This is a genomic window from Lutimaribacter degradans (genome assembly GCF_023703375.1).
Taxonomy (GTDB): Bacteria; Pseudomonadota; Alphaproteobacteria; order Rhodobacterales; family Rhodobacteraceae; genus Lutimaribacter; species Lutimaribacter degradans.
The window spans coordinates 320734-335123 of sequence record NZ_JAMQGO010000001.1; the positions used below are offsets into that span (position 1 = coordinate 320734).

Annotated in this window: 10 protein-coding genes; 6 read left to right on the forward strand and 4 right to left on the reverse strand. The window is 63.6% G+C overall.

The annotated features are described in order from the left end of the window. The first annotated feature begins 56 nt into the window (after positions 1-56). The 3 genes from M8744_RS01590 (at position 57) to M8744_RS01600 (ending at position 4558) form a co-directional block, all read left to right on the forward strand. Positions 57-1628, forward strand: a complete 1572-nt coding sequence (locus tag M8744_RS01590) for a Re/Si-specific NAD(P)(+) transhydrogenase subunit alpha (RefSeq protein WP_251408355.1) — start codon at positions 57-59, stop codon at positions 1626-1628. 12 nt (positions 1629-1640) lie between these two features. Next, on the forward strand, positions 1641-3074 hold the full coding sequence (locus tag M8744_RS01595; protein ID WP_251408359.1) for an NAD(P)(+) transhydrogenase (Re/Si-specific) subunit beta: 1434 nt from the start codon (positions 1641-1643) through the stop codon (positions 3072-3074). 188 nt (positions 3075-3262) lie between these two features. Continuing rightward, positions 3263-4558 carry a DUF3422 family protein gene (locus M8744_RS01600; protein ID WP_251408362.1) on the forward strand — a complete coding sequence of 432 codons (1296 nt, stop codon included), beginning with the start codon at positions 3263-3265 and terminating at the stop codon, positions 4556-4558. Here the strand turns inward: M8744_RS01600 and M8744_RS01605 are convergent. From M8744_RS01605 to M8744_RS01620, 4 genes are all read right to left on the reverse strand, one after another. Then, positions 4479-5537 (reverse strand): YeeE/YedE thiosulfate transporter family protein, encoded by a 1059-nt coding sequence (locus M8744_RS01605; RefSeq protein WP_251408365.1) that lies wholly within the window; start codon positions 5535-5537, stop codon positions 4479-4481. The two genes, M8744_RS01600 and M8744_RS01605, sit on opposite strands and share 80 nt — an antisense overlap. A 210-nt stretch (positions 5538-5747) precedes the next feature. Continuing rightward, positions 5748-6728 (reverse strand): ABC transporter permease, encoded by a 981-nt coding sequence (locus tag M8744_RS01610; protein WP_251408368.1) that lies wholly within the window; start codon positions 6726-6728, stop codon positions 5748-5750. Then, the gene (locus M8744_RS01615) at positions 6721-7758 is read right to left on the reverse strand and encodes an ABC transporter permease (RefSeq protein WP_251408371.1); all 1038 of its coding nucleotides are present in this window, start codon (positions 7756-7758) and stop codon (positions 6721-6723) included. Before M8744_RS01615 ends, M8744_RS01610 begins: the two co-directional genes overlap by 8 nt. A gap of 85 nt (positions 7759-7843) precedes the next feature. After that, a complete protein-coding gene (locus M8744_RS01620) occupies positions 7844-9547 on the reverse strand; it encodes a peptide ABC transporter substrate-binding protein (RefSeq protein ID WP_251408374.1) in 1704 nt (567 codons plus the stop codon). Between the two features lie 312 nt (positions 9548-9859). Between M8744_RS01620 and M8744_RS01625 the strand changes: the two genes are divergently transcribed. From M8744_RS01625 to M8744_RS01635, 3 genes are all read left to right on the forward strand, one after another. Beyond that, positions 9860-11680 (forward strand): ABC transporter ATP-binding protein, encoded by a 1821-nt coding sequence (locus M8744_RS01625; protein ID WP_251408377.1) that lies wholly within the window; start codon positions 9860-9862, stop codon positions 11678-11680. 173 nt (positions 11681-11853) lie between these two features. Beyond that, positions 11854-13011 carry an acetylornithine deacetylase gene (gene argE / locus M8744_RS01630; RefSeq protein WP_251408380.1) on the forward strand — a complete coding sequence of 386 codons (1158 nt, stop codon included), beginning with the start codon at positions 11854-11856 and terminating at the stop codon, positions 13009-13011. Beyond that, positions 13008-14357, forward strand: a complete 1350-nt coding sequence (locus M8744_RS01635) for an NAD(P)/FAD-dependent oxidoreductase (protein ID WP_251408383.1) — start codon at positions 13008-13010, stop codon at positions 14355-14357. Before argE ends, M8744_RS01635 begins: the two co-directional genes overlap by 4 nt. The last annotated feature ends 33 nt before the right edge of the window (positions 14358-14390 follow it).

A 14390-nucleotide genomic window follows, 5' to 3' on the forward strand; every position in this document is an offset into this window, starting at 1 on the left:
AGAGCCGCCCCAATGGGGCGGCCGAAAACGTATCTGCCTAGAAAGGGGATGGTTAGGTGAAAATCGGAACGCCAAAGGAAGTCTACGAGGGTGAGGCGCGCGTCGCAATGACCCCCGAGTCGGCCCGGGCTTTGCAAAAGCTTGGGTATGACTGCGCGATCGAAACCGGGGCTGGCATACTGGCCGGCTTTACGGATGCCGCGTATGAAGAGGCCGGGGTCGAAGTGATCAAGACCGCAGCCGCGCTGTGGAAAGAATGCGACATCGTCGCCAAGGTCCGCCAGCCCAATGACACCGAGATGAAGCGCCTGCGCGAAGGCCAGACCCTGATTTCCTTTTTCAACCCGGCGGGCAATGAAAAAGGGCTGGAAAAGGCCAAGAAGGTCGGTGCCAACGTGATCGCCATGGAAATGGTGCCGCGTATCAGCCGTGCCCAGAAAATGGACGCGCTCAGCTCGATGGCCAACATCGCGGGCTATCGCGCGGTGATGGAGGCGAGCAACAACTATGGCCGTTTCTTCACCGGGCAGATTACCGCCGCGGGCAAGGTGCCGCCGGCCAAGGTGCTGGTCGTGGGGGCGGGCGTGGCCGGTCTGGCCGCCATCGGCGCGGCGACCAGCCTGGGGGCGATCACTTATGCCTTCGACGTGCGGCCCGAAGTGGCCGAGCAAGTTGAATCGATGGGCGCGGAATTCGTCTACCTGGATTTCGAGGAAGAGCAGCAGGACGGCGCCGCCACCGGCGGCTATGCCAGCGTGTCCAGCCCCGAGTTCCGCGAGGCGCAGCTTGCCAAGTTCCGCGAGCTTGCCCCCGATATGGATATCGTGATCACCACGGCGCTGATCCCAAACCGCGAAGCGCCCGAACTGTGGACCGAGGACATGGTCAAGTCGATGAAGCGCGGCAGCGTCATCGTCGACCTTGCGGCCGAAAAGGGTGGCAACTGCAAGCTGACCGTCGCCGACGAGCGGATCGAGACCGACAACGGCGTGGTCATCATCGGCTACACCGATTTCCCCAGCCGCATGGCCAGCCAGGCGTCCAGCCTGTACGCCACCAACATCCGCCACATGATGACCGACCTGACGCCCGAAAAGGACGGCAAGCTGGTGCACAACATGGAGGATGACGTGATCCGCGGCGCGACCGTGACCCATGATCATGAAATCACCTGGCCACCGCCCCCGCCCAAGGTGCAGGCCATCGCGGCCCAGAAAAAGGAAAAGCCCAAGGAACTGACGCCCGAAGAGAAGCGCGCACAGGAAGTCGCCGCTTTCAAGGCGCAGACCAAGCAACAGGTCACGCTGCTGAGTATCGGCGCGGCGCTGGTGCTGGCGGTTGGTCTGGTGGCACCTGCCTCCTTCATGCAGCATTTCATCGTTTTCTTGCTGTCCGTCTTCGTGGGCTTCCAGGTGATCTGGGGCGTGGCGCACAGCTTGCACACGCCGCTTATGGCCGTCACCAACGCCATCTCGTCGATCATCATCCTGGGCGCGCTGATCCAGATCGGCTCCAGCTCGATGCTGATCACGCTACTTGCGGCGGTTGGTATCTTCATGGCCGCGATCAACATCTTCGGCGGCTTCCTCGTCACCCGGCGCATGCTCGCCATGTTCCAGAAATCCTAAGGAGGCGCAGCAATGGACTACGGATTCACGATTGCGGCCTACGCGGTCGCAGCAGTTCTTTTCATCCTGTCGCTGGGCGGCCTTTCGGGGCAGGAAAGCGCGAAACGTGCGGTTTGGTATGGCATTGTCGGCATGGCTATCGCCGTTCTCGCCACGCTGATCGGGCCGGGGCAGGGCCTTTGGCTTGCCTCGCTGGTGCTGATCGCGCTGGGCGCGGCCGTTGGGTACCAGTTGGCTACGCGGGTCGAGATGACGCAGATGCCCGAGCTGGTGGCCATCATGCACAGCCTTGTGGGCCTGGCCGCGGTGTTCGTCGGTTTCAACGCCGATATGACCATCAACCTGGTCGACGCGGCCAAGGCCGCCGGTGAAACGGTCGAGGGCAGCTTTGCCACGCTCGTGGCCAAGAAAACGAATGTCGAGATCAACATTCTCAAGGTTGAACTGGTGCTGGGCATCTGGATCGGTGCCGTCACCTTTACCGGGTCGCTGATCGCCTATGGCAAGCTGGCGGGCAAGGTCGACTCGGCGGCGAAAAAGCTGCCCGGCGGTCACATGCTGAACGCCAGTGCCGCGGCGCTTTCGCTGTTGCTGGCCTTTGCCTATCTGGGTGACGCGGGCAGCTGGACGCTGGTTCTGCTGACGCTGCTGGCCCTGTTCATCGGCTATCACCTGATCATGGGCATCGGCGGCGCCGACATGCCGGTGGTCGTGTCGATGCTCAACAGCTATTCGGGCTGGGCGGCGGCGGCCATCGGGTTCAGCCTTGGCAACGACCTGCTGATCGTCGTTGGCGCGCTCGTGGGTTCGTCCGGTGCGATCCTAAGCTACATCATGTGCAAGGCGATGAACCGCAGTTTCATCAGCGTGATCCTGGGCGGCTTTGGTGGCGCGCAGGGCGAGCAGATGGCGGTTGAGGGCGAACAGGTCGCCATCGACGCAGACGGTGTGGCCACCGCACTGGAAGAGGCTGACAGTGTCGTGATCGTGCCGGGCTACGGCATGGCCGTGGCGCAGGCACAAAGCAACGTGGCCGAATTGACCCGCCGCTTGCGCGCCAAGGGCAAGGAGGTGCGTTTTGCCATCCACCCCGTTGCGGGCCGACTGCCCGGGCACATGAACGTGTTGCTGGCCGAGGCCAAAGTGCCTTACGACATCGTGCTGGAGATGGAAGAGATCAACGACGATTTCCCCGATACCGACGTGGTGATCGTCATTGGCTCGAACGACATCGTGAACCCGGCCGCGCAGGAAGACCCCAACAGCCCCATCGCCGGCATGCCGGTGCTTGAGGTGTGGAAGGCCAAGCAGGTGTTCGTATCCAAGCGCGGGCAGGGCACCGGCTATTCGGGCATCGAGAACCCGCTGTTCTTCAAGGACAATACGCGGATGTTCTATGGCGACGCCAAGCAGAGCCTGGAAACCCTGCTGCAAAAGATCAGCTGAGGTTGACGATTGTTCAAGTTTGGAAAGCCCCGCCACCGGCGGGGCTTTTCCGCGTTCAGGGGCGGTTGCAAGTGGGTGACAGGCCCGTTGCGTATACCAATGTATTCCGCCAAGGTATTGGAAAGAAAAGATTTTTAATTTACATCCGCACGTAATCGACTAGGGTGTCGTGCAACAGGAGTGCACCAATGGCCCCGATATCAGATCACCCGCTGCGCTATAGCCTGGCCAACGAGCTGCACGCGCGCCCGTTTCCCTCAATCGAAACGCCCTCGACCGCCGTTTACCTTGCGGTCAAGCAGCCGGAAAACGCGGCAGGCCGCAACCGCGAGGCGGACATGGCGCACCTTGTGGCGTTGCTTGATCGCTACGGCGCGCCTCATCCGCAGCCCGGTGCGACGCATTATTTCGGCCACCTTGGCCGTTACCAGTTGAAATGGGAAAGCCACACGGAATTCGTAACCTACACCGCCTTCATCGACGGGCTGTCTGCGCGCCCGTTCGATCCGGCGGATTTCGAGGTTTTCCCAAGCGACTGGCTTGACGATATTCCCGGCGTGCGCATGACCAGCGCGCTGATCCGGGTAGAGCCGTGGTCGGACAAGGAAAAGGTGATCGGCGCGATCAACGACTGGTTCGTACCCGAAAGCATCGCGGTCAGCCGTGTGCTGGACGACGCGGCGGTGATGGCGGGCGATTTCCGCATCGACGCGGCAGGGCACCAGCGGTTCGCCATCTTTGCCGCACCGGGCACCGGCAGCCGCCGCATCGGGCGCCTGGTGCAGCGCCTGTGCGAGGTCGAAACCTACAAAACCATGTCGATGCTGGGCTTTTCCGAGGTCAAGGCAATGTCGCCGCGGATGAACGACATCGACGCGCGGCTGACCAACCTGATGGAGGAAATGACCGATAACGCCACCCCCGCCGAGGACACGCTGCGCAAGTTGCTGGAAGTTTCTGCCGAGCTTGAGACAATGGTGGCGCGCGCCGCCTTTCGTTTCGGCGCGACCGAGGCTTACGAGGCCATCGTGCATCAGCGCATCGAGGTAATGCGAGAGTCGCGTTTCGACGGGCGGCAGACATTCAACGAGTTCATGATGCGCCGCTATGACCCGGCGATGCGCACCGTGCAATCGACCAAGGGGCGGCTGGCCGCCATGTCGGACAGGGCCATTCGCGCGGGTGACCTGCTGCGAACGCGGGTCGATGTGGAACGCAGCGCCCAGAACCAGGCGCTGCTGGAAAGCATGAACACCCGCGCCGACATGCAGTTGAAACTGCAACGCACGGTCGAGGGGCTGTCGGTCGTGGCGATCAGCTATTACGCGGTGTCGCTGGCCGCTTATGCGCTTTTCCCCCTGACCGAGGTGACGGGCCTCAGCAAGGGGGCATTGACGGCGGTGATCACTCTGCCGGTAGTGCTGCTTGTCTGGTGGCTGATCCGGCGCTTGCAACGCTCATTGCATTCAGAGCGGCCCGAGTAAGCCAACCGCCTAGCCCGATCGCAGCGATGGCCAGGAGCGCGGCCAGCGACAGTGTCGGCACGCCCGACAGCCCCGCGCCCACGGTGCAGCCCCCCGCCAGCACGCCGCCGAGGCCCATCAACGCGGCCCCGGCCATGTAGCGGCCGGTCTGGCGCGGAGACTCGAAGCTTTGCCAGCGGAACTGGCGCCTTACCAGGGCGGCGGCCAGCGCCCCCAGCAAAACACCGCCCACCAGGCCGGTGCCGAAACCGGGCGCCACGGCGGTCGAGGCGACGGTAAAGAACAGCGCCTCGGTTGCGGGGGCTGTGAAGGACAGGCTTTCCATGGCGATCGGGTCGAAATCGTCAAACAGCACGAACCCGGTGCCCACCCAGCCCAGCGGCACCAGTGCGCCCAGCCCGGCGGCCAGGGCCAGCGTGACGGGGCGGTTGCCCGACCGCCACGCATAGGCCAGTGCCGCCAGCGCGATGACTCCGGCCCATAGCAGCCCGCTGCCGGGCAGGGCGGGCGTCACGTCTAGCGTGACACTGCCCAGCCCCGTGCGCACCGGCGCCAGTACGCCCTTGAGCGTGGCATGGGCCACCACGGCAAAGACGACCAGCACCAGCGCCGCGCGCAGGTTGCCGGTGCCCGTCAGCACGGTCAGCCGCGAAATGCAGCCGCGTGTCAGGATCATCCCGGCGCCGAACATCAAACCGCCCAGCCCGATGGCCAGCACCGGCAGCCCATCCGCCATGAAGCGGTGATTGGCAAAGGAAATCCAGTCTTGCGCTACCGCCCCCTGGGTGCCCAGCACCGCGACTGCCAGCGCGGTCAGCCACACGCCCGCGGCTTTCCGGCGGTCGTCGCCGTCGATCATGCGGCGAAAGCAAAAGCGCGTGATCTGCGCCAGCACGCCAAATGCCAGCCCAAGGGCCAGAGCGAACCAGAGGGCCGCTTGGCCTGCGGTCAGGTTTTCGAATCCGAAAGTTTCAAACATGTCCGGTCTCCGCGACAAATGAGAACATCTGTCCTAATGCGACGCTGGAAGAGCGCCGATCAAGCCTGCCACGGGCGTCTTGGCACCGTTTTGATAGAACGTTTTCCCATCCCGGGAGGCGACCGGGAAACGCCTTTTCATGCCCCGTGCTTGGCGCAAAAGAAACGGCCCGCCGAAAGGGCGGGCCGGTAACACGCGTTCTTTTTTGCCTCAGCGGCCGCGAATACGCGGATCGAGCGCGTCGCGCAGGCCATCGCCAAGGTAATTCACTGAAAGCACGGTCAACGAGATCATGATTCCCGGCAGCATCACACGTTCGGGGTATTCCTGCATCCGCGGTACCGCGTCGGCCAGCATCTTGCCCCATGTCGGGAAGTCCGAGGGGAACCCGACGCCAAGGAAAGACAGGGCGCTTTCGGTGATGATGGCGGTGGCCAGCCCCAGCGTGGCCGAAACCATGATGGGCGACAGCACGTTGGGCAGCAAGTGGCGAAAGATGATCCCCCGTCCCGTCGTGCCCGAGGCGCGGGCGGCCAGCACGAATTCCCGTTCTTTCAGCGCCAGCACGTCACCGCGCACGATGCGCGCTGTTTGCATCCAGCTTGTCACGCCGATGACGGCCACGATCAGGATGAACATACCTGTTTCCGGCCCGAAACTGGCGCGCAGCGGTTGGCGGAACAGCGTCACCGCCACCAGCATCAGCGGCAGGATCGGCAGCGACAACACCAAGTCGGTAAAGCGCATCAAGGGGCCGTCGAGCCGCTTGAAGAACCCTGCCAGCACCCCGATCGTGGTGCCGATCAGCATGGTCAGCAGCATCGCCGCCCAGCCCACTGCCATCGAGGCGCGCCCGCCCGCGATGATCTGCGCCAGGTGATCGCGGCCCAGATTGTCCGAGCCCAGCGGGTGCGCCCAGCTTACCTTGGCATCGCTGTCCCAGATCGCGGAAAAGATCGGGCGTATGTCCTTGTTGCGTATATCCAGCTGGGTCGGGTCTACCTGCCAGATATATTCACCGAACAACACGGCCAGGGTAACGAACAGCAGGAAACCACCACCCAGCAGCGCACCCTTGTGATGCTTGAACTGGTCCCAGACATCGCGCCACTGGCTGCGCGGCGGGCGGGCGATGTCCTGGTCGCGCAGCGCGTTCAGGGGGGTGTTGGGGTTCGGGGTCGGATCAGTCATAGCGGATCCTCGGGTCGAGCACGCCGTAAAGAATGTCGGCGATCAGGTTGAACATCACGATCAGCACGGCAAACATGAAGGTGATGGTCATCACCATCGGCAAATCGTTGGCGAAAAGCGCGGTTATCAGCAACTGGCCGATCCCGTTGACCGAGAAAACCACCTCGGTGATGATGGCGCCGCCAAAGATACCGGGCACGCCCAGTGCGATCACCGTGACCACCGGGATCATCGAGTTGCGCAACACGTGGATCATCACCACCACGGCCTCGCCCAGGCCCTTGGCCCGCGCGGTGCGCACGTAATCCTGGTTGAGGTTGTCCAGTACCGAGGCGCGCATGAACCGGCTGATCTGCGCGGTGGTTTGCAATGCCAGTACCATCACGGGCATGATCATCTGTTTGAGCTGGTAAACGAAGGTGTCCCAATCGACCACCTCGTGCGTGGTGTCGTAGATGAACGGAAACCACCCCAACTGAACCGAGAAAATCACGATCAGCAGCGGCCCGGTGAAGAAGGGCGGAATGGAAAAGCCGATCATCGTGATGAAGGTACCCGCCTGGTCGAACAGCGAATACTGCCGGTAGGCGGAATAGATACCGATGGGAAGGGCGATCAGGATGCCCACCACATAGGACATGCCCACAACCCACAGCGTTTGCGGCAGGCGCTGCACCACGATGTCGAATACCGGGCTGCGGGTCTGCCAGCTGATCACGCGCAGTTCATCTTGATACAGCGCGGTGTCGGGCAGCCAGCCGAACATCCAGCTATCCCTCGTCAACCAGTCGATCAGCACTTTCGGCTCGACCCAGAACATCTGCACCAGCCATTTCCAGAACTGGATGTGCAGCGGCTGGCCCAGGCCAAGCGCCTCGCGCATCTTTTCCTTGACTTCTGGAGGGACGGTCAGCGGCACCTGCGCCATCGGGTCGCCCGGCGCCAGTTGCAGCAAAAGGAATATCACCAGGCTGATGATCAACAGCGTCGGGATCGCCAGAACCAGCCTGCGGATGGTGAAGGTCAGCATACGGGTGACCCCAGTCTATTGTTTGTACGGGTGAAAAAGGCCCCGGCGGGCAAATGCACCGCCGGGGCCCGACCGTCAAGGCCGATCAATCGACGCGGTGCCAGTCAGCGACGTTCCACAGCTCGCTGTCCCACGTGTTCAGGACAACGCCGCCCAACGTGTTGGAGCGGGCCGAGACCCGGCCACGGTCGACCAGCGGCAGGATCATGTAACCGTCGTTGATGATCATGGCCTGAAGCTCCCGAACCAGCGCGGCGCGCTCTTCCAACTCGCCGGTGCGGCCCAGCTCGGCCACCATCTCGTCATACTCGGTCACGCAGATGCGGCTGATATTCTCGCCCTGCCATTGGGTTGCGGGGCGCGGCGCCTTGGCGCAGGTCTGCGCAGCCATGTAGGATTCGGGGTCGGTTCCGTCGAAGTTGTTGGCATACATTTCGACATCGGCGTAGAACTTCTGGAAGGTGTCGGGGCTGCCCGGGTCACCGCCGAAGAAGACAGACGCGTTGACGTTGCGCAGCTCGGTTTCGACACCGATTTCGCTCCACCACTGCTTGATCAGCGCCTGGAAGTCCTGGCGCACCGCGTTGGTCGAGGTCTGGAACAGCATCGACAGGCGCACGCCGTCCTTTTCGCGCACGCCGTCGCCATCGCTGTCGACCCAGCCGGCCTCGTCCAGCAGCGCCTTGGCGCCCTCGATATCCTGGACATGGCAGTCGGTGCGGCCGGTGGCATAGATTTCCGGAGCCGGGACCAGGTCACAGGTCGGGCGGCCCGCCTGGCCATAGCCGATCTCGGTCAGCAGCACGCGGTCGATGGCAAGCGACAGCGCCTTGCGCACGTTGATATCCGTCAGGAAGGGGTGCGGGTGCGCCGCGGTCGAGCGTTCGTCGGCCGGCAGGTTGGGGTCGGGGTCGGTCATGTTCACCATGATCCGTTCAACCAGCGTGCCAAAGCCCACTTCCAGTGTGCCTTGTCCGGCCGATTCCATCTTGGCCAGCACGTCGGGGGCAAGCTGCAGATTCCAGGCGTAATCGTATTCGCCGGTTTCCAGCACCGCGCGGCCTGCGCTTGTGGCGTCACCGCCGCCCTTGAAGTTCACCGCGGCAAAGGCCGGCTTGTTCGGGTCACGATAGTTTTCATTGGCCGAAAGCTGGATCACGTCGTTGGGCTTGAACTCGTCCACGACGAAGGGGCCGGTGCCGATTGGCATGAAGTTTGCATCGGTGCATTCCGGCGCTTTCGGGCCCAGGCAGTCCTGGAACTGTGCTTTCTGAATGATCGGCGATTGGGCGCCCATGAAGGGGCCATAGGGGAAGGGGCGAGGCTCGTTGAAGCTGACCTTGACGGTCAGGTCGTCCATCGCCTCGACCGACTTCACGCCTTCGAACTTGGCCAGCTGCGCGCAGCCGCCTTCGGGATGCATGCAGTATTCGGCCGTAAAGACCACGTCCTCGGATGTCACCGGCGTGCCGTCAGACCACTTCAGGCCCTCTTTCAGCTTCCACGTGATGGATGTCAGGTCTTCGCTGACGCCGCCGTTTTCAACGGTCGGAATTTCTTCGGCCAGCCAGGGCAGCAGGGTGCCGTTCTCGTCGTAGCGGCCCAGCGGTTCGATCACGATCGAGGATGCCTCGAGATCCTTGGTGCCGCCCGACAGATACGGGTTCATGATCGAGGGGGCTTGCCAGTAAAGGATGTTCAGCTGGCCATCCGAGCCGCGCTCGGCAAAGGCAGCGGGCGCCAGCGCAAATGATGTCGCGGCACCCAGCAGCAGGGTCTTGAGTTTCATTTTTCTCTCCATGTTGGACACGTGACGTGCCTCTTTATTTTCGGTGCCCGCGGTGTGAACGAGCGTGGGCAACGCCACTTTCCCGTGAATCGCATGAGGCCCACCACAGCCCCCTCGACGCCGGACAACGTCCCGGCAACCACGGCTGGCGATAACTGAAAACCGGTTATTCGCAAAATGCAAGACTTCTATATTCGCGCATGACGCGAGAAGGCGCGGGCCTTTGTAACGAATTGACTTTGGCTGCCTGCTGTCTTTAGCGTTTGATCTAATCATAACGCACCGTGGTGCAAGTAAGACAGGGTAAGCGCGTTGCTGGATCAGCCGATAGCCAGAATCGAAAACCTTCGTGTGCAATTCCAGACAAAGGATGGCCCCGTCGTCGGGGTCGAGGACGTTTCATTTTCGATTCAACCGGGGGAAACGGTCTGCGTCGTTGGCGAATCCGGGTCGGGGAAATCGGTGACGAGCCTTTCCCTGATGCACCTGATCGAGTTTGGCGGTGGTGAAATCGCGGGCGGTCGCCTGATTTTTAATCGCAAGGAAGGCGGCGAGATCGACCTGGTGAAAACCGAGCAGTCGCTGATGCGTATGATTCGCGGCAACGAGATCGGGATGATCTTTCAAGAGCCGATGACCGCGCTGAACCCCGTCTTTACCGTGGGCCGGCAACTGACCGAAGGGCTGCGCCTGCATCGCGGCATGTCCAAGACCCAGGCGCGCGCGCGAGCACTGGAACTGCTGAAACAGGTTCGGATCCCCGAGCCCGAACGGCGCCTGACGCAATATCCGCATGAATTGTCGGGCGGCATGCGGCAGCGCGTGGTGATCGCCATGGCCCTGGCCTGTGAGCCGCGCCTGCTGATCGCCGATGAACCCACAACCGCTCTGGACGTGACGATCCAGGCGGAAATCCTGGCGCTGATGGACCGGCTCAAGCGCGAAACCGGCACGGCGGTGATGTTCATCACCCATGACATGGCGGTGGTGGCGCAGATGGCCGACCGCGTGGTCGTGATGTATCGCGGCAACAAGGTCGAAGAGGGCACGGTCGAGGAAATTTTCGAAAACCCGCAGCACGATTACACGAAGGCGCTTTTGGCCGCGGTGCCCAAGCTGGGCGAGATGCGTGGCAAGGATGCCCCCGAACCGATGCGTCTTTTGGGCATTGATGGGCATGACACCGGCCCGATCCTGGGCAGCGACGAGCCGCTTTTGAAGGTGCGCAACCTGACGACGCGCTTTCCCGTCAAGGCCGGGTTCTTTCGCCGCACCGTCGCCAATGTGCACGCGGTCGAAGACATGTCATTCACATTGAACAAGGGGCGTACCCTGTCACTGGTGGGGGAATCTGGGTGCGGCAAGTCGACGGCGGGCCGCTCGATCCTGCGGCTTGTCGAACCGCAGGCGGGCCATGTCGAGCTGGACGGCGTCGACGTGATGGCGCTGGACACCAGCGGCCTGCGCCGCGCGCGGGTGGACATGCAGATGGTGTTCCAAGACCCGTTCGCCAGTCTCAACCCGCAGATGCAACTTATGGACCAGGTAGCCGAGCCGCTGCGCAATTACGGCAGGACCAACCGACAGGAGATACAGGACCGCGTGGCCGCCCTGTTTGACCGGGTGGAACTGCCACGCAGCTTCATGCGGCGCTTTCCGCACGAATTGTCGGGCGGACAGCGGCAGCGCGTGGCGATCGCCCGGGCGCTGGCGCTGAACCCCAAGCTGATCGTCGCCGACGAGGCGGTATCGGCGCTGGATGTCAGCGTGCAGGCGCAGGTGCTGAACCTGATGATGGAATTGCAGGCCGAGCTGGGGCTGTCCTATGTCTTCATCAGCCACGACATGGCGGTGGTCGAGCGGGTCAGCCACGACGTTGGCGTGATGTACCTGGGCCGGATCGTCGAACTTGGCCCGCGCCGCGCGGTGTTCGAAGACCCCCAGCACCCCTATACGCAGGCATTGATGAAGGCGGTGCCCATCGCTGACCCGCGCCGCCGCAAGGGCGAGCACGAGCTGAATTTCAAACCGATCCCGTCACCCATCCACCCCGTGGGCCACGACCCGGCACCGTCGGAATATAACGAGGTCAGCCCCGGTCATTACGTGCTGACAACCGACAGCGGGTATTGAGGCAGGCGGCCGGTTCGGAAAGTTTCAAAACTTTCCGCGGCGATTTTCCAAAAATCGCTTGGCGCGGCCGGTCGGGGCATCGTGACCCGGCCTCGGGTCCTTGGTTTCGGATGATGCCGCACAGCCCCGCCCCCGAGGTCGGCATCATTGCAAGTGGTCAACAGGAGACACGCATGACAGAACGACTTTCCCCGCTGGAGCTGATGACCAGGTTGATCAGCTTTCCCACCGTCAGCCGCGACAGCAACCTGCCGCTGGTCGATTGGGTCGAGGACTACCTGGCGGGTCATGGCATCACCGCGCATCGCTTCTACAACGAAGAGCAGGGCAAGGCGGCGATCTTTGCCCATGTCGGCCCCGAAACAGAGGGTGGCGTCGTGCTGTCGGGGCATACCGACGTGGTGCCGGTCGATGGTCAGCCCTGGGCCTCCGACCCCTGGACCGTGACCGAACGCGACGGCAAGTATTTCGGGCGCGGCACCTGCGACATGAAAGGGTTTGACGCGCTGGCGCTCTGGGCGCTGGTCGAGGCCCGGTACCGCGACATTGACCGCCCCTTGCAGATCGCGCTGAGTTTCGACGAAGAGGTGGGCTGCACCGGCGCGCCGCCGATGATCGAGCGCATCCTGCAAACCTTGCCACGGGCCAGCGCCGTCATCGTGGGCGAGCCGTCGATGATGGAGGCAGTAACCGGCCACAAGGGCGGGCAGGGCTTCATGGTCGATGTCTGGGGCCACGAGGTGCACAGTTCCATCGCCTATCGCGGCGTTTCAGCCATCATGGAGGCGGCCAAGATCATCGACTGGGCCAACCAGGTGAATGCCGAAGAGGCCGCAAAGACGCCCTCTGAAATGGCGGCAGTTTTCGATCCGCCCTATACCTCGGTTCACGTCGGCACGATCGAGGGGGGCACGGCGGCCAATATCACCGCGAAACATTGCCGGTTCGACCTTGGGTTTCGCGCGGTGCCCACCGATGACCAGGCCGCATGGCGCAAGCGCATGATGGACAAGATCGCCGAGGTCGAGGCCGGGATGAAGGCGGTGCACCCCGATGCGCGCATTGATGTCGCGGCCCGCTTTGACGTGCCGGGCCTGAAACCCGAGGACCAGGGCGAAGCCGAGGCGCTGGTGCGCGCCATCACCGGCGACAACGCCACCCATGTTGTCAGTTACGGCACCGAGGCCGGCCAGTTCCAGCACCGTGGCTACTCGTCCGTCGTTTGTGGCCCTGGCAACATCGCCCAGGCACACCAGCCCGACGAGTTCATCACCGTGGAGCAGTTCAACCAGGGCCATGGGTTCATGGAGCGTTTGCTGGAGCGGCTGTGAGCATCTTTCCCTTCACCCTTCAAGACCCGCCTGAACATGACGGCCCACTGCCCGAAGCCGCCGATTGCGTGGTGATCGGCGGTGGCGTGGTGGGCATCTGCGCGGCGCTTTTCCTTGCCCGCAAGGGGCGCCGGGTGGTCGTGCTGGAAAAGGGCCGCGTGGCGGCGGAACAATCCAGCCGCAACTGGGGGTGGATTCGCACCCAGGGGCGCGATGTTGCGGAAATTCCGATCTCGCTGGAGGCACGGCAGCTGTGGCGCGCGCTTGACCAGCAGGCGGGCGGGCGGCTGGGCGTGGCGACGGTTGGCGTCAGCTACCTCGCGCGCAACACCGCCGAGATGGCGCTCTACGCCGACTGGCTGCACGGCGCGCAGGGGCACCCGGGGCTCGATAGCCGGTTGATCGACACGGCGGCGCTGCGTCGTATGATGCCCGAGGCACGCGGCACCTGGGCGGGCGCGCTGCACACACCCAGCGACATGAAGGGCGAACCGTGGGTCGCCGTGCCCGAGATCGCGCGGCTGGCCGTGTCCGAAGGCGTCGCCATTCGCGAAGCCTGCGCGGTGCGCTGCCTGGATATCGCGGGCGGGCGCGTGACCGGGGTCGTCACCGAAGGCGGGCGCATCAGGGCCGAGGCGGTGGTGCTCGCAGGGGGTGCGTGGTCGTCGCTCTTCCTGCGCAACCACGGGGTCAACCTGCCGCAATTGTCCGTCCGGGCCACCGTTCTGGCGACGCAAAGCTGCCCCGACGTGCATGGCGGCGGGGCGGTGGATGGGCGCATCGCCTGGCGTCGGCGTGATGACGGGGGCTATTCCATCGCGCCCTCGACCGCGTCCGAGTTCTTTGCCGGGCCGGATGCCTTTCGTCACTTGCGCGCCTTCCTGCCGCTTTTGCGCGCGGGCGGGTTCGAGGTGGCGTTTCGCGGTCCGCCGCCGCGTGGCTACCCCGATGGCTGGGGCACGCCGCGACATTGGCGTGCCGATGAGCAAAGCCCGTTCGAACGGATGCGCATTCTTGACCCGAAACCGCGCGCCGCGCGGTTGGCGCGGGCGCGGCGGCGTTTTGCCCAGACATTTCCCGGCGCGGGCGATCCGGGGATGGCCGCGGGTTGGGCGGGCATGATCGACACCATGCCCGACGTGGTGCCCGTGGTGGATCATTGCATCGAATTGCCGGGCTTGGTGGTGGCCACGGGCATGTGCGGACATGGCTTCGGCATCGGCCCCGCCTTTGGCCGGATCGTGGCCGACATGGTGGCGGGCGATGCGCCGGGCCATGACATGACGCGGTTTCGCTGGGGGCGTTTCGGACCCGGCCAGGAAATCGTACCGGGGCCGAATATCTGAGCGCGGCGCCCGGGGTTCGCGCCGTTGGGATAA

What these genes read in the sequence shown, in the direction of transcription:
- M8744_RS01595 (WP_251408359.1), top strand. Translation starts at nt 1,641, where the DNA reads ATGGACTACGGATTCACGATTGCGGCCTACGCGGTCGCAGCAGTTCTT.
- M8744_RS01600 (WP_251408362.1), top strand. Translation starts at nt 3,263, where the DNA reads ATGGCCCCGATATCAGATCACCCGCTGCGCTATAGCCTGGCCAACGAG.
- M8744_RS01605 (WP_251408365.1), bottom strand. Translation starts at nt 5,537, where the DNA reads ATGTTTGAAACTTTCGGATTCGAAAACCTGACCGCAGGCCAAGCGGCC.
- M8744_RS01610 (WP_251408368.1), bottom strand. Translation starts at nt 6,728, where the DNA reads ATGACTGATCCGACCCCGAACCCCAACACCCCCCTGAACGCGCTGCGC.
- M8744_RS01615 (WP_251408371.1), bottom strand. Translation starts at nt 7,758, where the DNA reads ATGCTGACCTTCACCATCCGCAGGCTGGTTCTGGCGATCCCGACGCTG.
- M8744_RS01620 (WP_251408374.1), bottom strand. Translation starts at nt 9,547, where the DNA reads ATGAAACTCAAGACCCTGCTGCTGGGTGCCGCGACATCATTTGCGCTG.
- argE (WP_251408380.1), top strand. Translation starts at nt 11,854, where the DNA reads ATGACAGAACGACTTTCCCCGCTGGAGCTGATGACCAGGTTGATCAGC.